The sequence below is a fragment of the Methylophaga thalassica MP genome, from assembly GCF_000214595.1.
GTDB lineage: Bacteria > Pseudomonadota > Gammaproteobacteria > Nitrosococcales > Methylophagaceae > Methylophaga > Methylophaga thalassica.
This window is the reverse complement of the sequence record NZ_AFIG01000001.1, coordinates 1,856,456-1,879,585: the sequence shown is the minus strand read 5'-3', so window position 1 is coordinate 1,879,585 and position 23,130 is coordinate 1,856,456. Positions and strand designations below refer to the sequence as shown.

The following is a 23,130-nucleotide window of genomic DNA, read 5'->3' as shown; positions in this document are numbered from 1 at the left end:
TAAGACATGATAAGGCCATAGGCAACCAAGGCAAGCCAAGCAACTGACATCACACAAATTAATGCGGCAAAGTTATCATGAATATAGTGTTCAATTTTTTCCATCATCGTCTCCTCACTGAGAATATTGTGCTGTTTTAAAACAGCGTGAGGTTATTATTCGCCTGGCACAGATATTAGGCATTGACCTAGATCAAAAATGAATAACTTGTCGAATGGAAATAAATTTGGACATAAAAAAAGCCAGTCGATGACTGGCTTTTTAACGATACCGCTGATCGGCTTAGTTGTTATATAGGCCGAAAGCAATCAGTGACAACCAAAAAACAGTAAAGCCAAGAATAATATGTGGAAATTTTTCTATCAGCAGTTTATCAATTTTTTTTAACATGTTTTTTTTCTCGTAGTTCAATAGGTTATACAATTTTTAGCTTATTATTATGGGCTTAAGATAGCAGTTATTTCACTTTTATGCCAGCTTATCATCAGCAATATGATAGTGCGGATCTTCCATCACATTCACTTCAATCAGATCAGCTGCATTGTTGAGTAATTGTTTACACTCTTCACTTAAATGCCTTAAATGCAGCGTTTTTCCAGCTTTGATGTAACGTTCTGCCAGTGAGTCAATCGCTTCAATGGCTGAATGGTCGTAAACGCGCGAGTTTTTGAAATCAAGAATGATGTCGTCAGCATCATCATTTTTCGGATCAAATAAGTCATTGAAGTTACGGACTGAGCTAAAGAATAATGGCCCGTTCAATTCATGAACGATAGAACCTTGTTCATTTTTATAACTTTTCAGATAAATGTGTTTGGCGTGTTGCCATGCAAATACCAGCGCCGACATGATAATGCCTGTAATTACAGCGATAGCCAGATCAGTAAAGACGGTAATAACGGCGACGGAAATACCGATAATGGCATCAGGTAATGGGATACGTCCAAGCAAACGGAAACTGGCCCATTCAAACGTACCTAATACCACCATAAACATGACGCCTGTCAAAGCCGCAATCGGAATGATTTCGATAAGTGGCGATGCAAACAGAATAAAGCACAACAAAAACAGCGCGGCAGAGATACCGGATAATCGACCACGGCCGCCGGAGTTAATATTGATCATACTTTGACCAATCATCGCACAACCGCCCATACCACCAAAAAATCCTGTGACTGTATTCGCCACACCTTGGCCAATACATTCTTTATTGGGGCGGCCAGTGGTTTCTGTGATTTCATCAATGAGAGTGAGTGTTAGTAAGGACTCTGTTAAACCAATAAACGCTAAGATAAAGGAGTAGGGGGCAATAATCAGTAATGTTTCCAAGCTGAAGGGGACCATCGGAATACTGAACTCTGGAAGGCCGCCGGCAATAGAAGCTATATCACCTACATTACGAATATCAAGATGCAGACCAATTGCCACTAACGTGACAACAATAATAGCGGCTAAAGATGAGGGGAAGGCTTTGGTCAGTTTGGGTAAGAAATAGCTGATAGCCATCGTTAAAGCGACCAGACCTAACATCCACCATAGCGGCTCACCAGACAACCATTGTTCTTCACCATTTTCGCCTGTGACTTTGAATGATTTGAGCTGGGCAAGGAAAATCACCATGGCCAGTCCGTTTACAAATCCGAGCATGACCGGTAATGGTACGATACGAATAAATTTCCCCAGCCGGAATATGCCTGCCAGGATTTGTAAAACGCCCATTAAAATCACGGTAGCAAACAAATATTCAACACCGTGCTGTGCAACCAACGCCACCATGACAACAGCTAAAGCCCCTGTCGCGCCTGAAATCATACCTGGACGGCCACCGATAGCGGCTGTAATTAAACCCACAAGAAACGCGGCATATAATCCGACTAACGGTTCAACACCTGCGACAAAAGCAAAAGCAACGGCTTCTGGCACCAGGGCTAAAGCAACAGTGAGCCCGGACAGCACATCATTTTTTATGTTCTGTGGACGTTTTAGTAACAGATTAAACATAGAATCCCTTTATAAACCAAACTGAGCTATGACTCATACACACCATGCATGGCAGGTGTTAGACGTTATTTATTTTGATTTTGGCTGAGTCATGAGAGGTAAGCCTTCGATGAGGAAAGGCTTGAAAAGGCAGTAATTATCGCTGAAACACCCGGTTAAGTCTAGTTTTTGACTAAATTTACTCCTTTAATAACAAAGAGCTAAGCGCATATTTTTGTTGGGGAAATTATTAAAAATAATACTTGCTCAAACGGAATAAATTCTCTATATTTTCTCTTCTCAATATTTTCTCTAAAAGGAAGAGATGATGCTGACTGAACGTGAACAAGATACTTTGGATTTTATTCGTCATTATATTGATGAACAGGGACGTTCACCGTTAGTTTCTGAGATTGCCAAAGGCTTAGGGATTAAGTCTCAAGGTACCACTCACCGCTATATTCAGGCATTAGTGGATGCCGGGCTGCTGGAAAGGCATGTTGGAAGAACACGTGGCCTGCATTTAACGGATCAGCCTGATACCGCTCCCCAGATAGCGGTCACTTTGCCAGTCAAAGGCAAAATTGCAGCCGGTCGTTTAATTGAAGCTGTCGCAGATGAGTCCGAAATTGATTTGAGCGATATGTTTACTGGCAAAGGTCGCTTTGTTCTGAAGGTCAACGGTGACTCGATGATAGATAAGGCCATTATGTCGGGCGACTATGTGGTGGTGCAATCACAGCCGACTGCACGTCATGGCGATATTGTTGTGGCATTGGTGGATGGGTTTGATGCGACTTTGAAAACCTTATTAATCAATAACGATGGTACCGTGACATTAATGCCTGCCAATGTGAACTATGAACCTGTTACTTTGCCAGCCAATCGAGTCAGGGTACAAGGTGTCGTGGTTGGACAGCTACGGACCTACCCTTAATTAATGGCCTTTGATTCATCTGCACCGTGGTCAAGGATGATCGTCTTAATTGATATGGATTGTTTCTTTGCTCAAATTGAGCAAATGGATAACCGTAACTGGTTTAAGAAACCTGTTGCTGTCACTAATGGTACACAGGGAACCACCATCATCACTTGTTCATACGAAGCCAGAGCGTTTGGTGTGCATACCGGTATGCGTCTGAAACAGGCCAGGCAGTTATGTCCTGGCCTCATTCATGCTCCTTCACGTCCTTATCGCTATGCTGAGTTATCAACCCGAATTATGGAAGGGCTCATCGACATTACCCCTGATGTGGAAGTGTTTAGTGTGGATGAAGCGTTTCTCGATTTAAGTCGTTGCCAAAGCTTATATAAGGGGGCGACAGATATTGGATATTTGATAAAAAAAAGAGTCTGGCAAGTGTCTGGTTTACGTTGTTCGATAGGGATCAGTGGGGATAAAACCACAGCGAAATTCGCTGCTAAAAAAGCTAAACCTGACGGACTAAAGGTGATTCACCCAGACTTAGCTGCTGAAGTGTTGGCATCAGAAATGGTGACAGCTCTGAGTGGTATTAATAAAGGCATTGGCCGCTTTCTGAGACATTACGGTGTAGAGCGCTGTGGTGATATGAAAAAAATACCAATGAGTTTACTGGCGAAACGCTTTGGGCATTTAGGCCGGCGAATATGGCTAATGGCGCAAGGGCTGGATCCAGAACCTTTACATTTTAATGTTAAAGCACCTAAGAGCATCGGTCATGGAAAGGTTTTGCCACCTAAAACGGCTCAAAAAAATATCATATTGACCTATTTACAACATATGGCTGAAAAAGTCGCGGCTAGGATGCGTTGTTTTTGTTATCAGGCGGAGTGCTTTTTTATTGGTTTAAAAACGGAGAGAGGCTGGCTTAAAACAAAAGCACATGCCGGTGTCTACACTGATGATGGACAAGTGATTTACCAGCTATGTAAAGCCTTTGTTGATTTTTACTGGGCGGGGCAAGGTGTGTGGCAAGTACAGGTGACAGCATTATCGCCTCGGCAAGGTAAGCAACTGGACTTATTTGCACAGCCCGATCTGCAAAGAGAACATCTTAATCAGACGGTAGATAAAGTGAATTATCGTTATGGCGAGCTGACTCTGGCACCGGCCAGATTATTACAAAAATCCACCATGCCCAACGTGATTGCCCCGGCATGGAAACCCAAAGGTCACCGAAAGACCATATAAAAAAAGCCGGCAACAGGGCCGGCTTTTTTTCAAACTTAATAATACGACTTATTTTTTCACATGATCACGCTGATAGTAATAATTGGTGGCCTCAACAAAGCCGTCAATACTACCGCAGTCGAAACGATGACCTTTAAATTTCAGTGCCAGAACACGCTTTTCTTTGGCTAGTGTGCGTATAGCATCGGTGATTTGGACTTCACCGTTAGCACCCGGCGGCGTTTTTTCAATGTATTCGAAAATATCTGGTGTTAACACATAACGACCAATAATACCCAGCTGACTTGGCGCATCTTCTGGTTTTGGTTTTTCCACCATGTCATCGACTTCATAAACACCGTCTTCGATTTCACGACCAGATATCACACCATAACTACTAATATTGTCGCCGGGGACTTCTTCAATGGCGATAACACTGCAGTTATATTTTTCATAGAGTTCAACCAGCTGACCTAGGGCGCGTTTGGATACGTTTTCATCAGTTCGTGCGCAAAGGTCATCCGCTAAAATAACAGCAAATGGTTCATCACCAATAATAGGTTGTCCTGTCAGGATAGCGTGACCAAGACCTAACATTTCACGTTGCCTCATGAAGATAAAGTCACAGGTATCCATAACGGCACGGATATCTTCGAGGTGCTTTTCTTTACTTGTGCCGCGAATCTGATGCTCTAGTTCATAACTGGTATCGAAGTGATCAGCAATGGCACGTTTGCCCCGGCCTGTAATAAATCCAACTTGGTTAATACCTGCTTCAATGGCTTCTTCAACACCATATTGAATTAAGGGTTTGTTAACAACAGGAAGCATTTCTTTGGGCATGGCTTTAGTCGCCGGCAGGAATCGTGTGCCATAACCTGCTACAGGGAATAGACATTTACGAATTTTTTTAACTGGTTGCATTCATTGTTCCTTATTTTTTTATATAGCTTAGCTAATAGGTATGAAAGTCTGATGACAATACCTTAGCCATTGGTAATCCATAATACTTGGTATGGCGCAACTGTAATAACGTCAGATGAACCATCTAGAATAACACCGCTAATCAGGTCCCACCATCTATCCGTGACAACTAAATTTAAGTTGGCGATACGCAGTGGTTGTTCGGTATCTGTAACATTATAGATGCAGAAGATGCTTTGTCTTCTGTCCATACTTTGTCGCCAGAAACCGAACAGTTTTTCACCAAGGTGCAGTGTAAACTGAGTGGCATTAGGATGAAAAGCCCGTTGTTGTTTTCTTAAATGAATGAGCTTTTTGAGTAAACCTGATACCTGAGCATGTTGTGATGTCGGTGTCGCCAGTTCAGCCATCAAAGCGTCTTCATCCCATTCATGACGATTGATCGAACGGTTTTGTTCAGTTTGTTCTAACTTGTCAATATCATTGCTGGTGGCAAGTAGACTATGGATATAAATGCCGGGAATTCCTTCTAGTGCCAACATGATGGCATGTGCGCAAATAAAACGGTCTATATTCCACTCATCTTTGCCTGACGTCGTTCCTTGCAGCGCATCAAACAATGAAATATTGATTTCATAAGGTTTTTTAACGCCATTCTCACCTTCACGCCAGGAAATACGACCGCCGAATTGCTGCATAGTACTGATTAATGAGGCAATTTCTGCTTCGCTGAGTAATCCTTCAGCTGGTCTTAGGCCAATACCATCATGTGAAGCAATAAAATTAAAGTAGGCCGTGCCATGTTGTGCTGGCGGCATGCTCATCAGCCATTGTTTTAAATAAAAACAATCGCCCGTAACGAGCGTGTTTACCAGTAACGGTGGTAATGAAAAATTATAGATGCAGTGTGCTTCATTGGCATTACCAAAATAACTCAGGTTTTCCCGGTTAGGAATATTGGTTTCAGTAATGATCACAGCATCGGGATCGGCATGCTGGATCAGGCTTCGCATCAAACGGACAACTTCATGGGTTTCCGGCAGATTAAGGCAGTTCGTGCCAATTTTTTTCCATAAAAAAGCGACAGCATCCAGCCGGAAAATATGAACGCCTTTATCCAGATAAAAACGAACGATATTAATAAATTCCTTCAGAACTTCAGGATTACGGAAATCGAAGTCGACTTGAGTATGGCTGAAGGTACACCAGACATATTGAGTCCCGTCATGTGTTTCAGTCTCGCGTAATAACGGGCTGGTGCGTGGCCGAACAACCTGACTGATGGGGGCTGAAGGTGATGTAGTAAAGAAATAGTCATGGCCAGGTCCATCGCCTTTAATGAAATTCTTAAACCACGTACCACTGCTGGAGCCATGATTGATAACAAGATCTGCCATGAGACGATAATCATTGGCGATAGCTTCGATGTCGTCCCAGTCTCCCAGCGCTTTATTGACTTCGTAATAATCCATTACCGCAAAGCCATCATCAGAACAGTAGGGGAAAAATGGCAAAATATGCACACCATTGATATAGCCACTGACTTCTTTGTTCAAGAAACGGTGTAAGGTTTTTAAAGGGGCTTCCCCTTCCTTTTTAATACTGTTGCCGTAAGTAATCAGAATAACGTCATTTTGATCCCAGTTATTTCTGTGTGAAACGCTTTCTTTGTAATCCTGATTCAACCGCATAATGTTGATGATGTCATCACATAAAGCGGGGAGAGAAAGCTCCGGTGAAGTATCAGCATAAATCGCGGTGAGATGATGGAGAACTGTTTGTTTTAATTGCTGTAGTTGCTCATCATTAGGTGTCATGTTCAGTGTCCCTTATGCGGAAAATTCCTGATAATCAGCTTCAACAGCCTCATACAGTCTTTCAAAAATATCTGGAAGAGCGCTCTGAACGCGGCTCCAACTCGGAGTAAAAGGGACTTCCATCGGATTTTCCAGGAACATCTGCCCTGCATCCATAATATTTTTAGCGAACATTTCCACTGATTCTTCTTCCTGATGAATATCAAAATGCAGCCCATTCATCACAGCATCATTGTGGTAGGTTTCAACAAAGTCGAGTGCGATTCGGTAATAGGTGGCTTTCAGGGTACGGAATGATTCAGGCGTAAAAACAGTGCCTTTCGTTGCTAATTTTCTGAACAGGGATTTCGCAATATCAATCGACATTTTTGATAAGCCGGCTTGCTGATCATCCGGCGATAATTCCTGATGTTTGTGATCATAAACTTGGGCAACGTCGACCTGACACAGTCTGTTATTGGCATAGTTACGATGCATTTCTGATAACACACCAATTTCCAGTCCCCAGTCACTGGGAATACGAATATCGGATAATACATCGCGTCTAAAAGAGAACTCGCCCGCTAATGGGTAGCGGAAGCTATCCATGTACTCAAGATAGGGTTGGTTGCCTACCACCATTTTTAATGCACGGATAAGTGGCGTCACTAACAAACGATTCACACGACCATTCAGTTTGCCACTGGCAACGCGGGCGTAGTAGCCTTTACAAAATTCGTAGTTAAACATGGGGTTAGCAACCGGATAGATCAATCGTGCCAGTAAATCACTGGTGTAAGTTACGATGTCACAATCATGGAGAGCAATAGATTCTGTCTTGCCTGAAGCAATGATGTAACCCATGCAATACCACACGTTACGACCTTTACCTTTTTCTTTCGGTGCCAGTCCTAATGACTGTAACTCTTCATCTATGGCGGTGAGCCTGGGGCCATCATTCCATAAAATACGATGGTGTTGTGGTAAGGCAGAAAAGAAGGTCAGTGCATGGCGATATTGATCGGCATTAGCGCGGTCGAGACCAATCACAATTTCAGATAAGTAGGGTACCGTTTTTAGCTGTTGAATTATTTGCGGTAAGGCCTCGCCTTCAAGCTCTGAGAAAAGAGAGGGCAGAAGTAATCCCATTGGTCTTTGTTTGCTGAACTGTACAAGATCACTCTCTAAATCAGCTAGGTGACGATTGGTTAGATTATGAAGTGTGGTAATAATCCCATTCTGGTGAAAATCAGCCATGATTGCCTCGGGGTAAGTTAAATGAATCGGAATGCAGCTTTGCATCGATGATTTGAGTGACGCCTTCAGCCCAACCTTTAGGGCCAAAAAATGTGGACACCGTTAAATTATGTGTTCTGTCGATATCAGGTAGACCATGTACCGGTGAGCGGATGACTAAGGCATGATCAGCCTGTTCAAGCATGGCTTTGTCATTTTGGCTATCACCTATCGCTAAGGTTTGTATAACTTGTTCGGGCATCGTGTTCTGATACATATCTGTCAACCATTTTAAGGCCCGTCCCTTGTCACATTGCCCAGATACATGAAGAAAACGGCCGCCTTCAAGAATATTGGCTCCCAGCGCATTGAGTTCAGCAATAAATTGTTGTTTCAGATTACCATTGCCATGCCAGGACACGGGTTCGCCAAACTCTCTTCTTGCTGCACAAGCGGCCGCATGAACATTCAGACCTGTCATGGCAATAATGCCGTCGATGCCTGCATCAGCAAAGGTAACAAAGTCATTCTGATATTTGGGACGCAGCTGATTAATGAGCGATTGCCAATAGCTACGGGGCTGGACAAAACTTTTCACCCAGTATTTTCCTCGTTTTTCAGTGCCTTCGGGTTGCTTTTCAAAATAGTCTTGTGGGATATAGACTGCAGCACCATTTTCAATAATAAAAGGGTGGTGATTAGCTAAGCTGTCTCTGATTAATTCCACTTCAGCAGCAGTTTTACTGGTCACAGGGATGACGGGAATATGGTTCTGTTCAAGCGCTGTTAAGGTCGGAATGGCTTCATCAAAATGGTAGTTATGGTGATCCAGTAGGCTCCCATCCATATCGGTGAAGACTAACCATTGGCAAGGCAAGTCTGTATTCAAAGTGGATTGAGTCGGTCTGGTTAATTTTGTTATCTGACGGTTTTGATCGAGTTCAAATAGATAGTTCACTTTCTTAGGCAGCGTGTTGAGGGTATTTTCGGTAATACGTTGATAAAATTTAATAAAGCGTCCGACCGCTTTTTCATCCATGATCTGTGTTTGTTTATCAGACTCTGACAAACTTCGTTTTAATTTGTTTTCCTGTTCCAACCGCCATTGAAAAACACAATCAAATGATGGGGCTTTGAGCATGATCCAGATATCTATCAGTTCAAACAGCTTTGGATAAAACCGTGCTAGCTGCTCGTTAACGTAACGGCGCCATGCCTGATCTTTGTCTTCAATTTCTTCCAAATCATTAACTGGCTGGATGAGTGACGATTCATGTTGGGCTTCTGCACCTAAACACCAACCCTCAAGCACGATGACATCGACAGGATGAGTAATAATTTCTGCAGATTCAACAGGGAAGCGATCATCTTCTGCTTTATTGAAACGCGGAATACTCACTGGAAATTGCTGATGAATAAGCTGAGTAATGGTTCTTCTGGCAAGTGTTATATCGTGTGTTCCTGGCACACCGCGTGTGGCTAAAAGAGGATGGATACCCTGACCCAGTTGTGTTCTTTCCTGACGTGTAAAATAGAAATCATCTAATGAAAGAGAGACAACACTCAGCGAATAATGCTGAGTGAGGACATAAACAGCCAACTGCGCTAGCGTACTTTTTCCTGAACCTTGTGCACCATTAATACCAATCGTGATCGTCCTTTTTGCACTGTTCTGGTGCGTAGCGATTTCTTCTATTATGGGTAGATACCAGTCTCGCGCAAGCGTTTGATAACTATCAGGTAATTGATGCTTTTGAAGAAAGTCGCTGATGTCGATATTCAGCATATCCATATCTCTCAGGTGGCTTTAATTGATTATGGGTAGCTTAATGCAGTATTCGTACCGCCTATTTAAGATATTGAACGAAGGTCGAGTTTTCTTTGAAAAACTTGTTATAAATCAATTTTTAATGGCGACATGACTTATCGTGACATTGATTGACTTCAATCGTGATGTGAGAAAGACGATCAAATTCAGTGAGTAGTGACTTGTAATGATGCGTGGCTTTAGGCTCAGATGTCACAATGGAAATGATGGCAGCAAAATGATTAGCACTCACATGCCAAATATGAAAATCAACGATACGATTATCTGCATCACTTTCAATACAGTTCTGGATGGCTTGGCTATAGCTTTTATCAATACTGCCGTCGAGTAAGACTGGACTTGTTTCCCGAATTAGGCCAATGGCCCAGATACTAATAATGGCTGCGCCGATAATACCCATTGTGGCATCTAACCATAACCAGCCAAGATACATCGCACCAATAAGGGCAATGATGGCGAGAATTGAGGTTAAGGCATCTGCCAATACATGCATATAGGCGGCTTTCAGATTGTGATCGTGATGCGAATGAGCATGTCCATGATCATGACTGTGTGCATGGTTATCTTTTAATAATAGAGCACTGATCAGATTAACAACGAGACCAATCACAGCGACAAGAATCGCGGCACTGAATTCAATTTGATGTGGATTAACCAGTCGCTCAACAGATTCAAGCAACATCATTAAAGCCACCACTCCCAGAGCAATTGCACTGGCAAAGCCGCCCAGAACACTTACTTTTCCTGTACCAAAAGCAAAGGCTGCATTTGCTTTATTTTTCGCCGCGTAAGAATAAGCAAATAAAGTAATCAGAAAAGCGACGACATGGGTAGCCATATGCCAGCCATCAGCAAGCAATGCCATTGAGCCAAATAGCGTACCGGCGATAATTTCTGCAACCATGGTAATCACAGTAAGGAAAAGCACATATCGGGTACGCTTCTCAGCATGGGGATTTACCGTGACAAAATCATGATCTTGTTGAAGGTTTTCAATAGTGCGCTGATGCATAGAATTCAGAGAGTAATTGCCGATGAATGATACTGCTATGCTAACAGAACTGATGGGACAATTTGAGACAAAAAAAAGGGGTGAACTTATGTTCACCCCAAGGCTCAGCACGTAGACAAGAGAGAAATACAAACAAAATGCAGCTGAAAAGTTGTTTGTAATTTATATTTAGCAGTAACTGTGCCAGTTTTTATTTACCATTTAAAACAAAGCTTTATATTGGGTGTGAAAGTTGTTAATAAATTTTATGCACAGCTATGGTGCAAATATAAATGGCTTTGCACTTAATTCGGCCTGGGAACCAGAGTAGGAAATTTTATGAGCTTGTTAAGGTCATACTTTTATAAAAAATGGATAGTGATTCACAGTTTTTAAATATGATTAAAAATGCATATTTTTATCGTGCAATCTCTATGCTAATGTCTTGTCAATAATAAAAATAAGATAAATTAAATATGCCTAATTGTGCATATTTCAGATAACGGAGAGAGATATAATGACAGTTGGTAAAGAATGGACTGAGCAGTCTATTCAATTAATTATAGATGGGCTAAAACACAAGCCTGGCGCGATGTTACCCATCTTGCATGCAATTCAGAACGAAATTGGTTACATCCCTGAAAAAGCGGTTGCACAGATTGCTGAGTCTTTGTTGCAAACGCGAGCAGAAGTTCACGGTGTGATCAGTTTCTATCATCATTTTAGAACCACACCGCCAGGAAAACACACGATTGAAATATGTCGTGCAGAAGCCTGTCAGGCTGTCGGTTGCCGATCGCTAGAAGCACACGCAAAACAAGCACTCGGTATTGATTACCACCAAACCACCGCAAACAGACAGTTTTCACTAGAACCCGTTTACTGTCTGGGTAACTGCGCTACTGGCCCTTCTATTAGGATTGATGACGATATCCATGGCCGGGTCAGTCTGGATCGTTTCGATGAATTAGTGGCATCCCATCAGCAAGATATGAAGGAGGTCGGCTAATGAGTCAGCGTATCTATATTCCCTGCGATACAACCGCACTTTCTTTGGGAGCAGATCAACTAGCAGAAGCGGTTCAGCAAGAAATTGAACAACGTGGCCTGGATGCTACTATTGTCCGTAACGGTAGCCGTGGCATGCTTTGGCTTGAACCACTTGTTGAAGTCGAGACAGCAAAAGGTCGCGTTGGTTATGGTGCTATCAGTGCTCAGCAAGTACCGGCGCTATTTGATGCTGGCATGTTGGATGGTAATCAACAACACGAAAGTTGCATTGGTCTGGTTGAAGAACATCCCTTCCTCAAAAAACAACAAAGACTGACATTTGCCCGTTCTGGTATTACTGATCCTGTTTCAATTGAAGATTATATTGCTTTGGATGGTTTTAACGGCCTGAAAAATGCAATCGCAATGCAAGCCCAGAATATTGTTGATGAAGTCAAAACATCTGGCCTGCGTGGTCGTGGTGGCGCAGCATTCCCTACCGGCATTAAATGGCAAACTGTTTTAGATACTCCATCAGAACAAAAATATATTGTCTGTAATGCCGATGAAGGTGACTCTGGCACCTTCGCTGATCGTCTGGTGATGGAATGCGATCCGTTCATGCTGATAGAAGGCATGACCATTGCTGGCTTGGCCGTTCATGCAACACAGGGTTATATCTATCTCCGTTCTGAATATCCTGTCGCCCATAAACTTCTGAATGAAGCAATTGAACGTGCCTATAAAGCCGGGTATCTGGGGGAAAATATTCTGGGGTCGGGTAAACACTTTGATTTAGAAGTGCGTCTCGGCGCAGGCGCTTATATCTGCGGTGAAGAAACGTCTCTGTTAGATAGTCTGGAAGGAAAGCGTGGTCTAGTCAGAGCCAAGCCACCGTTACCAGCCATTGTCGGCTTATTCGGGCAACCGACGGTTGTCAATAACGTGCTTTCGTTTGCTGCTGTGCCTTATATCTTGGATAAAGGCGGTCAGTCGTATGCGGACTATGGCATGGGGCGCTCGCGCGGCACATTACCGTTGCAATTGGCGGGTAATGTAAAACAAGGCGGCTTAGTCGAATTAGCTTTTGGTATTAGTTTACGAGAGTTAATGGAAGACTTTGGTGGTGGCACGTTGACGGGTAAACCTCTGAAAGCTGTACAAGTAGGTGGTCCACTGGGTGCTTATCTACCCGCAAGCCAATGGGATACCCTCATTGACTATGAAGAGTTCGCTGCTGTTGGCGCCGTATTAGGCCATGGCGGGGTCGTTATGTTTGACGAAACCGTGGATATGGGACAGCAGGCCCGTTTTTCAATGGAATTTTGTAAAGTCGAGTCTTGTGGCAAATGTACGCCATGCCGAATTGGCTCCACACGCGGTGTCGAGGTCATTGATCGCATTCGCAGCGGCGAAAATGCCAATGCGAACTGGGTCTTACTCGAAGACTTGTGCGAAACCATGATAGACGGCTCGCTTTGTGCTATGGGTGGCATGACGCCATTCCCTGTGCAGAGCGTAATGAAATATTTCCCAGAAGAACTCAGCGCAACGCGCTAGGAGTGACGACATGAGAATTGAAACATTTAATCCAAATAAAGACTACGGTACACCAGCTCGTGTATCTGAGAAGTTAGTGACTGTAGAAATTGACGGTGTGGAAATCACAGTGCCTGAAGGCACGTCAGTAATGCGTGCTGCATCGTTAGCGAATATCAATATTCCAAAATTATGTGCAACCGACAATCTGGAATCCTTTGGTTCTTGTCGTTTATGTGCTGTACAGATTGAAGGACGACGTGGCTATCCGGCTTCATGTACAACAACTGTTGATGAAGGCATGAAAGTCACCACGCAAAACAGCAAGTTAGCCAAATTACGCAGAAATGTGATGGAACTGTACATTTCAGATCACCCTCTGGATTGTCTGACCTGTCCTGCCAATGGTAACTGTGAGTTACAGGATATGGCTGGTGATGTGGGCCTGCGTGAAGTACGTTATGGCTATCAAGGTGAAAACCATCTGGATAGTGAAAAAGATAATTCCAACCCATATTTCAGTTTTGATCCAAGCAAATGTATTGTCTGCTCTCGTTGTGTACGTGCCTGTGAAGAAGTGCAGGGTACCTTCGCTCTGACGATAGATGGACGTGGTTTTGATTCCAAAGTCGCTGCTGGTCAAAATGAAGACTTTATGGATTCAGAGTGTGTGTCTTGTGGTGCGTGTGTGCAAGCGTGCCCAACTTCCACCCTAATGGAAAAAAGCATCATTGAAATGGGCCAACCTGAGCACAGTGTTGTTACCACATGTGCCTATTGTGGTGTTGGTTGTTCATTTAAAGCTGAAATGAAAGGCGACAAAGTGGTGCGTATGGTGCCTTATAAAGGCGGCGACGCAAACCACGGTCATTCTTGTGTGAAAGGTCGTTTTGCCTTTGGTTATGCAACGCATAAAGATCGTATCAAAGCACCGATGATTCGTGAGTCGATTACCGATCCTTGGCAAGAAGTTAGCTGGGAAGAGGCGATTAATTTTGCAGCAACACGTCTGAAAGGTATTCAAGCTAAATACGGTCGTGAAAGTGTCGGTGGTATCACCTCATCACGCTGTACTAACGAAGAAAGTTATTTGGTTCAAAAATTAGTCCGTGCAGCATTTGGTAATAACAATACGGATACCTGTGCACGCGTTTGTCACTCACCAACGGGTTATGGTCTGAAAGTGACCATGGGTGAATCAGCGGGTACGCAGAACTTCGATTCTGTAATGAAATCTGATGTCATCATGGTTATCGGTGCTAACCCAACGGATGCGCATCCGGTATTTGGTTCAATGATGCGTCGTCGTCTGCGTGAAGGAGCCGACTTGATTGTGGCGGATCCACGTCATATTGATCTGTTGAAAACTCCGCATTTGAAAAAAGCACAACATTTAGCTTTACGCCCAGGTTCTAATGTGGCGCTGGTTAATGCTATTGCACACGTCGTAGTGACAGAAGGCCTGGAAGACAGAGCCTTTGTGGAAAAACGCTGTGATATGGAAAGTTATGAAAAATGGCGTGAGTTCATTCGTGATGAACGTCATTCACCAGAAGCCGTTGAAGCCACAACCGGTGTCGCCGCCGACAAAGTACGTCAAGCGGCCAGAACTTATGCGACAGCGAAGAACGGCGCGATTTACTACGGTCTGGGTGTGACCGAACATAGTCAAGGTTCAACCATGGTCATGGGTATTGCTAACCTGGCGATGGCAACCGGTAATATCGGTCGCGAAGGTGTGGGCGTGAACCCACTTCGTGGTCAGAATAATGTGCAGGGTTCATGCGATATGGGCTCATTCCCACATGAATTGCCAGGCTATCAACACGTTTCAGATGATACTGCGCGTTCACACTTTGAATCAGTCTGGGGTGTGAAACTGGATAATGAACCAGGTCTGCGTATCCCTAATATGTTTGATTCAGCGATTGCTGGTGAATTTAAAGCCTTATATGTTCAGGGTGAGGATATTGCTCAGTCTGATCCAGGCACACAGCATGTGGAAAAAGCACTGCGTTCTTTAGAGTGTTTGATTGTTCAGGATCTGTTCCTGAATGAAACAGCCAAATTTGCACACGTGTTATTACCGGGGTCTTCATTCCTTGAGAAGAACGGTACATTCACTAACGCGGAACGCCGTATCAACCGCGTACGTAAAGTGATGCCACCAATAGCAGGTAAGGAAGACTGGGAAATCACAGTGGACTTGTCGAATGCCCTTGGTTATCCCATGCATTACAACCATCCATCAGAAATTATGGATGAAATTGCCTCGTTGACACCTACCTTTACCGGTGTTAACTATGATCGTCTTGACGAGCTGGGCAGTATTCAATGGCCATGTAATGATGAAAATCCAGTGGGTATGCCTACCATGCATGTGGATGATTTCCCGATTGGTAAGGGTCGTTTCAGTGTCACTGAATACGTGGCGACGGATGAACGTACTAATAGTCGTTTCCCATTATTACTCACAACCGGACGTATCCTGTCTCAATACAACGTCGGTGCTCAAACACGTCGTACTGAGAATCAGGCCTGGCATAATGAGGACGTATTGGATATTCATCCATCTGATGCTGAAGTACGGGGTATTAAAGAGAATGACTGGTTAGGTATTACCAGTCGAGCCGGACAAACGGTATTGCGTGCTCGCATTACCGATAAAGTCCTGCCGGGCGTGGTTTACACCACATTCCATCATCCTGGTAGCGGTGCCAACGTTATTACCACCGATAACTCTGACTGGGCGACCAACTGTCCTGAGTATAAAGTGACAGCCGTTCAGGTTGAACGAGTCAGCCAACCTTCAGAGTGGCAGCAAAACTTCAAATCATTTGAAGCGTTGCAGATGAAACTACTGAAAGGGGCAGCAGACACGGCTCACTCAGAGGTAGAAGCTGAGTAATGACAAGCGTTGATAAAACGACAGTTGATGTTGAGGTAGCCGTTCATCACAATGAATCGGCTACTCAATATCAGCATGACGACATTGCTGTTGAAATACCTGTTGCACTGGTTTACAACACCATTTCTCATGCGGTGATGATGGCGACACCGGCAGATTTAGCTGACTTTGCTCTGGGGTTTAGTTTGACTGAAGATATTGTGGATAATGCCGAACAGGTTAGCCATATTCATGTGCAGTCGAATAGTAATGGCATCAGTGTCCGATTGATGATTGCTGATGAAAAGTTTGATGCATTACGTGAGCGTCGGCGCAGTTTAGTTGGCCGAACTGGCTGTGGTTTATGTGGTGTTGAATCACTTAAACAGGCTATTCGCCCGATTAAACCCGTTCAGTCGGTGCAAGTTGCGGATGATGTTATCCAGACAGCCTTGAATAATATCAAGCAATACCAACAGCTTCAGCAACTGACAGGGGCGACCCATGCAGCAGCTTGGTGTGATCTTGAGGGCAATATTGTGCTAACGAGGGAAGATGTCGGCAGACACAATGCACTGGATAAACTCATCGGAGCGCATGTTAAAGCCGGATTATCGCCACATGACGGTTTTGTTTTAGTCACCAGTCGTGCCAGCTATGAGATGGTACAGAAAACAGCCAGCGCTGGTTTTGGCTGTCTTGTGGCTGTGTCTGCCCCCACATCTTTAGCGATTGAACAAGCACAGCATGTGGGTCTGAAGCTGGTTGGCTTTGCCCGTTCTGGTCGTCACGTCATTTATCACGATCCGTTTACTCAATATGATCACGAAAAAGCCCACAGGGCAATGTAAGGAAAGTAACAAAATGAGTCATAGTCCGGTTGAAACTTTGATCAAAATGATTAACCAAATCGCGGCCAATAATCGCGCTTACGAAGATAAAGAGGCAGCTGAACGTGTTGCCAGTCATATCAAGCGCTTCTGGGCCAGAAAGATGAAAGAAGATTTAGTGGAATATCTGGATGCTGGTGGTGCTGAGCTGGATCCGATTGCGAAAGAAGCAGCAGAGCAAGTTAAAAGTGGCATGGAAGAAGCCGCTGCCACGAAGCAAGCTGTTTAACCCACTTCTTCTCAACATAAGCAACAAATATAAGGCCGTTAAGGCCTTATATTTTATGTGTCGATATTATTCTTGTGTAATAGCGGCTGGTTGGCGGTTTTCATCAATATGAACATAGACAATGTCAGCTTCTGCTACTTTCATTGTCGTTTCATTTTTTCCATCACGGCGTTCAATTAATACCGTCACTTTCACGGTGATAGAGGTTGTGCCGATACGTATTGTATCCACATAAATACTGACAATATCAGCCACCAACACGGGCGCAATAAACTGAAAATTATTGACGGCGACAGTAACAACCCGGCCGCCGGCAAGACGACTGGCATAAATACCACCGGCAATATCACATTGCGACATTAACCAACCACCAAAAATATCACCAGCGATATTCACATCACTCGGTCTGGCCATAATCCGTAAAACGGCATGTTTATCTTGTGGTAACTCCATTACGAATCCTTAACTGAAAATAGATTTATCGTGTCTTTGTTATACAAAAAATACAGAGACTTCTCATGTATAGTGATTTTATCAAGCAGAATAAGTGGAGTGGATGATGAAATTAAGACAGCTTTGTATCGTCGTTGTTTTCAGTATATTAAATGTGCAGGCCAATGCTGATGAAAATCAATGGCCTGTATTTGGTGGTAACCAATGGCATCAAAGACATTCACCGCTGACACAAATTAATCAAGATACCATCCAGAACTTACAGCCTGCGTGGCAATATCAAAGCGGTATTAAAGCCACTTTTCAAGCAACGCCTATTGTCAAAGGTAAGGTGATGTACTTGTCTTTACCCTTTAATGATGTGGTGGCATTAGATGCCAAAACGGGGCAACAAATATGGCGTTATCATCATGAGCGAATCACATCCCGTGAGATGTGTTGTGGTCCGGCGAATCGAGGTGTCGCTGTTGATGACTATCATGTGTATATGGGCACAGTAGACGGTCGGTTGATTGCTTTGGATCGACAAACAGGCAAGTTAGCCTGGGATAGAGATGTCACTCTGGGTGAGAGTGGTATCCAGGAGGATATCGCTACGCTGGGGGACGAGGCTAAAGGAAAAGTATCGGGTAAATCAGGCGCCGGTATCAACATGGCACCCATGGTGTACAAAGGCCAGGTCATTATTGGCATTACAGGTGTTGGTTATGGCTTACATATCGACTCTCCTGACGTTAATGCACCTTTGGGTGCTGTGGTGGGTATCGCTGGTGAGTATGGACGGAGAGGCTTTCTTGCTGCCTATGATGCTGAAACCGGAAAACCCTTATGGCAGTTCGATACCATTCCAGAACACAATTGGGAAGGTCAGTTCGTCACAACTACACCGGGTGGTGAAGCCTTACCCAGAGATATCGAAAAAGAAAAAGCGGTGTTAGCAGAATATCCTGATGCCTGGCGTTATGGCGGTGGCTCAGCCTGGAGTACGCCTGCAATAGATGAGGATACCGATACACTATTTTTTGGCACCGGTAATCCATCGCCACAGATGGAAGATTCATCACGACCTGGAGATAATCTCTACACATCTTCTATCGTCGCATTAGATGCCATGAGTGGCAAAGTAAAGTGGTATTTCCAGCAAGTCCCCCATGATCTATGGGGATATGATGTGGCCAGCCCTCCGGCATTATTCACTGTGGATATTGATGGCAAAAAGATTAATGCGCTGGGTCAGGCGGGAAAAACGGGCTGGTTTTATGTGTTAAACCGTAACACCGGCAAACTGTTATTTAGAAGCGAAGCCTATGTGCCGCAACAGAATATGTTCAAACTACCTAGTGAAGAGGGTACCGTTATCTACCCGGGCGTACTTGGCGGTTCAAACTGGTCACCTATTTCTGTTGATCAACAACGTGGACTGGCTTTTATCGCGGGTATTCACTGGCCAATTAATTATCGCCTGCATCAAATGGGGACCGGCGATGGTGAGTCAGGGGTGAAATATTCTTCTATGTCACCCATGAATGATGTTGAGCACTATGGGCTATTAACGGCGATCGATATCAATACTGGCCAAATTGTTTGGCAATATAAAACTCCAAATCCATTATTAGGCGGCGTGCTTAGCACGGCTGCCGGTCTTGTCTTTACAGGTGAAGGGGATGGTCGATTATTAGCCTTTGATGCGGCCTCAGGTGAGCTGTTATGGCAAGGTCACTCAGAAGCCGGTGTGAATGCGCCACCAATCAGTTATGAGATTGAAGGAAAGCAGTATATTGCTGTTGCCAGTGGTGGCAATAAATTATTCGGCTATGAAACAGGTGATTATATGAAAGTATGGGCATTAAAGGATTAATATCTCACTTAAGTTAACGCCACGTTGCAATATTAAAAACCGGTTAAGTCTTTTTTAATATTTGTTAACCATACTCAGCCTCAGTTTAAAAAAGTAGGTGATGAGATGACCACAGATATTAAAACAACGCTTGAGTTTTCAGATAAATATGATGATACACATGCGAAAGCTTATTTTGAAAAACATCAGGATGGCTTATGGCGTCAATTATCTAACTGGCGTGATCATCAAGTGGCCAGACAAGCACTTAAACTGGCAGGTGACCCAAAAACGGTATTAGATGTGCCATGTGGTACAGGCCGATTCTGGTCTTTATTATGTGAAAATCCACAACGCCAGATCTTTGCCAGTGATTATAGCCAGGACATGATAAACACTGGCATGCGGTATCGTGACAAGGCGATTACACAACGGGTAGAAGCATTTCAGGCATCGGCGTTCAGCCTGGATGTACCAGATAATTTTGTAGAAAATATTTTCTGTATTCGTCTTATTCACCATATTGGTGATGCACAAGATCGCTTAACACTGCTGAAAGAGTTTCATCGGGTAACGCAAAAAACCGTGATTATTTCGTTATGGGTGGATGGTAACTTTAAGGCCTGGCGTCGTAAAAAGCTCGAGAAAAAACGCCACGCAAGAGAGTACCAAAACCGTTTTGTGATTAATCAGCACACCATTGAAAATGAGTTTCGCCAAAGTGGGTTTGAAGTAAAAGCGGCCATCGACTTTTTACCCAAATATGCGATGTGGCGTACTTACGTGCTCGAAAAGCAATAACAAGCAATCAGTTAACGAATTTGTCTGGCCCGAACAGATCGGCCTTTCACTTTGCCTTTGGCTAAGTAATTCATTGCTTGCCTAAGGGCACTGTGTTCAACGGCCACGTAGCTGGACATATCGCGAATATCAATCTTGCCTATTTGCTGACCGTTTAAACCCGCATCGCCAGTTAAGGCACCTAAAATATCACCAGGGCGTATTTTATTTTTACGACCACTATCCAGCTGGATGGTGGTCATCTTGCCTTTCAGCGTGAAACCTGAATCGGTCTTTAGCTTGGATAAATTGCCATAATGAACCGGCTCGGAGACATAGTTTTCAATGGCAACAACCCGAGGCGCATCAGCTGGTGTGACGATACTGATCGCCATGCCTTTTTCACCGGCACGACCGGTACGGCCGATACGATGCACATACACTTCCGGATCGCGTGGTAATTCATAGTTAATGACCATTTCCAGAGCGGCGATATCCAGACCTCTGGCAGCAACATCGGTAGCGACCAATACCGGGCAACTGTTATTGGCAAAACGAATCAGTGCCTGATCACGATCTCGTTGTTCAAGATCGCCATGAATAGCGGCCGCTTGTATTTGTTGACTGGATAACCACTGAGCCACTTCATCACACTGCTTTTTGGTATGACAGAAGATGACAGCATTAGCCGGTTTATAGTGCTGAATCAGCTTGATTAACGCCTGATCACGTTCATTTTTATTGATATCAAAAAACAGTTGCTCGATGACATCTTGCTTATGTTCAGAGATAACCTTAACTGATACGGGTGACTTTTGGATGGATTCACTCATCTGCTGAATCGTATCAGGATAGGTGGCAGAGAACAGAGCGGTCTGACGCGATTCTGGTGTTTGATCAATGATGCGGTGAATCACTTCAGCAAAGCCCATATCCAACATACGATCCGCTTCATCGAGAACCAGTACTTTAAGTTGATCTAACTTTAAACAGTTTTTGCTATGTAAGTCATTTACCCGGCCCGGCGTGCCCACGACGATATGTGTGCCATGTTCTAGTGACGCAATTTGTGGGCCGATGGGTTTACCACCGCATAAGGTGGTGACTTTGATGTTCGGCATTAAACGCGCGAGCTTGCGTAATTCGCTGGTGATTTGTTCTGCCAGCTCGCGGGTCGGACTTAAGATTAACGCTTGCACCCCAAAGAAACGCGGGTTGATGCTATTTAATACGCTGATTCCAAACGCTGCCGTTTTACCACTGCCGGTTTTCGCCTGGGCGACCACATCGCGGCCTTTTAATAACCAGGGTAATGTTTCTGCCTGAATGGCTGTCATGCTGTCATAACCTAATGAGGTTAAGGCATCCAGTTGAGGCTGAGATAAGGGGAGGGACGAAAAAGCAGTATCTGACATAGGAACTCAATTAATAATCACGTGCATGCGTGATGGCTGTTCAGCGGATATGAAAATAAGACTTAGCGTTGTTCCACAATCAAGACTGAACTTCTTAATGGGAGAGAGATAAACTCAGGGAGCTAGTAGTCCTTTGAATATAGGAAAGAATTATACCTTGCTCACCTTAGCAAAGCGACATAACACTTCGCCGTCACAGCAGAAAGATCTTATTGATCTTGTTCGGCGAGTTTTTCTGCTAATGAAAGTAAGGTGGTTGTCTGACTTTTTATCTGTTGATAAACATCCGGATCAAGTTGTTTCAGCCACCGCTCGGGAATAGCATCCACGCCATATTTTGCGCCAGCCAACATACCGGCGAGAGCACCCACCGTATTGGCATCACCGCCCATATTGACCGTCTTAATCACACAGGATTCCAGGCCATCGGTAGCATGAAAAAAATGCAGCACGGTTTGCATGGTATCCACGATATAGCCAGAGCTATGACCAGGGTAGGGTGAGAAAGCAAACAAGGGCTCTTTTTCAATGAACTCAGAAATGGTGTGTTCAGCCAAATCAGTTTCTTGCCGAATTAAATGCTTTATCAGATATCCCAGCATCTTACTGGCTCGGTCAGATAAGCTGTTGTGGTGAGTAAAATGATTTTGTTCACAAAGCCAGTGTTCAAACTCATCATCTCGATATAGACAGATCAAAGCCAAAGGTAATATTCGGCTACAGGCGCCATTACCAGCGTCATGTTCGTCATAAGGAGCAATGATCTCACCGGTATTTTTATAGCGACGAATTCCCCGAAGGACTGCTTCACTGATATCGGTCGGATGTTTGCTTAACCACACAACAAAGTAGTCGGCAGTCGTTTTGATATCCCAGCCCTGCGCGTCGATAATCGCTTGGCCCAGCGTCAAGGTCATCTCGGTGGCATCGGTTACATGACCTTTGGGCAATCTTAACCAGCCACCGCCGGTAATATCTTTGTGAACACCAAAGCTTGCCTGAATCTGTTCTGGTGTCATAAATTCCAAGGTGGCACCCAGTGCATCACCACAAGCAAAACCAAGATAAGCGCCTAAAGCACGATCATAGAGAGAAGATGCTGTTATCGTTGCATCTGAATTCATCTTTATTGAGCCTTATTATCCATTTGTCGGGTATTCCAAAAAACTGCCGCCAATAATAAAGCTGAGAATGTATCGCGAC

The 23,130-nt window shown here is 44.0% G+C and carries 18 protein-coding genes; 9 read left to right on the top strand and 9 right to left on the bottom strand.

The window, feature by feature from the left end; translation table 11 throughout:
* Positions 1 to 468 precede the first annotated feature (468 nt).
* The gene (locus tag MAMP_RS08815) at positions 469 to 2,001 is read right to left on the bottom strand and encodes a SulP family inorganic anion transporter (protein WP_007145673.1); all 1,533 of its coding nucleotides are present in this window, start codon (positions 1,999 to 2,001) and stop codon (positions 469 to 471) included.
* Positions 2,002 to 2,308: 307 nt separating this feature from the next.
* Between MAMP_RS08815 and lexA the strand changes: the two genes are divergently transcribed.
* Positions 2,309 to 2,917 carry a transcriptional repressor LexA gene (gene lexA / locus MAMP_RS08810; RefSeq protein WP_007145672.1) on the top strand — a complete coding sequence of 203 codons (609 nt, stop codon included), beginning with the start codon at positions 2,309 to 2,311 and terminating at the stop codon, positions 2,915 to 2,917.
* A 3-nt stretch (positions 2,918 to 2,920) separates the two neighbouring features.
* On the top strand, positions 2,921 to 4,153 hold the full coding sequence (locus MAMP_RS08805) for a DNA polymerase Y family protein (protein ID WP_007145671.1): 1,233 nt from the start codon (positions 2,921 to 2,923) through the stop codon (positions 4,151 to 4,153).
* 48 nt (positions 4,154 to 4,201) lie between these two features.
* Here MAMP_RS08805 and galU read toward each other — a convergent pair whose 3' ends face one another.
* From galU to dmeF, 5 genes are all read right to left on the bottom strand, one after another.
* The gene (gene galU / locus MAMP_RS08800) at positions 4,202 to 5,056 is read right to left on the bottom strand and encodes a UTP--glucose-1-phosphate uridylyltransferase GalU (RefSeq protein ID WP_007145670.1); all 855 of its coding nucleotides are present in this window, start codon (positions 5,054 to 5,056) and stop codon (positions 4,202 to 4,204) included.
* Between the two features lie 62 nt (positions 5,057 to 5,118).
* Entirely contained in the window at positions 5,119 to 6,873 is a 1,755-nt protein-coding gene (locus MAMP_RS08795) for a sugar phosphorylase (protein WP_007145669.1), read from the bottom strand.
* Between the two features lie 12 nt (positions 6,874 to 6,885).
* Positions 6,886 to 8,109, bottom strand: coding sequence for a glycosyltransferase family protein (locus tag MAMP_RS08790; RefSeq protein WP_007145668.1), 1,224 nt, complete (start codon positions 8,107 to 8,109; stop codon positions 6,886 to 6,888).
* Complete coding sequence (locus tag MAMP_RS16415; RefSeq protein WP_237701201.1) at positions 8,102 to 9,874, bottom strand: HAD-IIB family hydrolase; 1,773 nt, start codon at positions 9,872 to 9,874, stop codon at positions 8,102 to 8,104. The genes MAMP_RS08790 and MAMP_RS16415 overlap by 8 nt, the downstream gene beginning before the upstream one ends.
* Before the next feature lie 121 nt (positions 9,875 to 9,995).
* The gene (dmeF, locus tag MAMP_RS08780) at positions 9,996 to 10,928 is read right to left on the bottom strand and encodes a CDF family Co(II)/Ni(II) efflux transporter DmeF (protein WP_007145666.1); all 933 of its coding nucleotides are present in this window, start codon (positions 10,926 to 10,928) and stop codon (positions 9,996 to 9,998) included.
* A gap of 496 nt (positions 10,929 to 11,424) precedes the next feature.
* Between dmeF and MAMP_RS08775 the strand changes: the two genes are divergently transcribed.
* The 5 genes from MAMP_RS08775 to MAMP_RS08755 are packed head-to-tail and all read left to right on the top strand — an operon-like array spanning position 11,425 to position 17,442.
* Positions 11,425 to 11,916 (top strand): formate dehydrogenase subunit gamma, encoded by a 492-nt coding sequence (locus MAMP_RS08775; RefSeq protein ID WP_007145665.1) that lies wholly within the window; start codon positions 11,425 to 11,427, stop codon positions 11,914 to 11,916.
* On the top strand, positions 11,916 to 13,457 hold the full coding sequence (locus MAMP_RS08770; RefSeq protein ID WP_007145664.1) for a formate dehydrogenase beta subunit: 1,542 nt from the start codon (positions 11,916 to 11,918) through the stop codon (positions 13,455 to 13,457). The genes MAMP_RS08775 and MAMP_RS08770 overlap by 1 nt, the downstream gene beginning before the upstream one ends.
* Before the next feature lie 10 nt (positions 13,458 to 13,467).
* Complete coding sequence (gene fdhF / locus MAMP_RS08765; RefSeq protein ID WP_007145663.1) at positions 13,468 to 16,344, top strand: formate dehydrogenase subunit alpha; 2,877 nt, start codon at positions 13,468 to 13,470, stop codon at positions 16,342 to 16,344.
* Entirely contained in the window at positions 16,344 to 17,174 is an 831-nt protein-coding gene (gene fdhD / locus MAMP_RS08760; RefSeq protein WP_007145662.1) for a formate dehydrogenase accessory sulfurtransferase FdhD, read from the top strand. Before fdhF ends, fdhD begins: the two co-directional genes overlap by 1 nt.
* A gap of 13 nt (positions 17,175 to 17,187) precedes the next feature.
* Positions 17,188 to 17,442: a formate dehydrogenase subunit delta gene (locus MAMP_RS08755; protein ID WP_007145661.1), complete on the top strand. Its 255-nt coding sequence runs from the start codon at positions 17,188 to 17,190 to the stop codon at positions 17,440 to 17,442.
* 66 nt (positions 17,443 to 17,508) lie between these two features.
* Here MAMP_RS08755 and MAMP_RS08750 read toward each other — a convergent pair whose 3' ends face one another.
* Positions 17,509 to 17,895, bottom strand: coding sequence for an acyl-CoA thioesterase (locus MAMP_RS08750; RefSeq protein WP_007145660.1), 387 nt, complete (start codon positions 17,893 to 17,895; stop codon positions 17,509 to 17,511).
* 106 nt (positions 17,896 to 18,001) lie between these two features.
* Here MAMP_RS08750 and MAMP_RS08745 point away from each other — a divergent pair, with 106 nt between their 5' ends.
* Together MAMP_RS08745 and MAMP_RS08740 are read left to right on the top strand one after the other, a co-directional pair.
* A complete protein-coding gene (locus tag MAMP_RS08745; RefSeq protein WP_007145659.1) occupies positions 18,002 to 19,753 on the top strand; it encodes a pyrroloquinoline quinone-dependent dehydrogenase in 1,752 nt (583 codons plus the stop codon).
* Between the two features lie 105 nt (positions 19,754 to 19,858).
* Complete coding sequence (locus tag MAMP_RS08740) at positions 19,859 to 20,533, top strand: class I SAM-dependent methyltransferase (RefSeq protein WP_007145658.1); 675 nt, start codon at positions 19,859 to 19,861, stop codon at positions 20,531 to 20,533.
* Positions 20,534 to 20,544: 11 nt separating this feature from the next.
* On the opposite strand, the gene dbpA is transcribed toward MAMP_RS08740, so the two are convergent.
* Together dbpA and draG are read right to left on the bottom strand one after the other, a co-directional pair.
* Positions 20,545 to 21,927 carry an ATP-dependent RNA helicase DbpA gene (gene dbpA / locus MAMP_RS08735; RefSeq protein ID WP_007145657.1) on the bottom strand — a complete coding sequence of 461 codons (1,383 nt, stop codon included), beginning with the start codon at positions 21,925 to 21,927 and terminating at the stop codon, positions 20,545 to 20,547.
* A gap of 209 nt (positions 21,928 to 22,136) precedes the next feature.
* Complete coding sequence (gene draG / locus MAMP_RS08730; protein WP_007145656.1) at positions 22,137 to 23,051, bottom strand: ADP-ribosyl-[dinitrogen reductase] hydrolase; 915 nt, start codon at positions 23,049 to 23,051, stop codon at positions 22,137 to 22,139.
* Positions 23,052 to 23,130 lie beyond the last annotated feature (79 nt).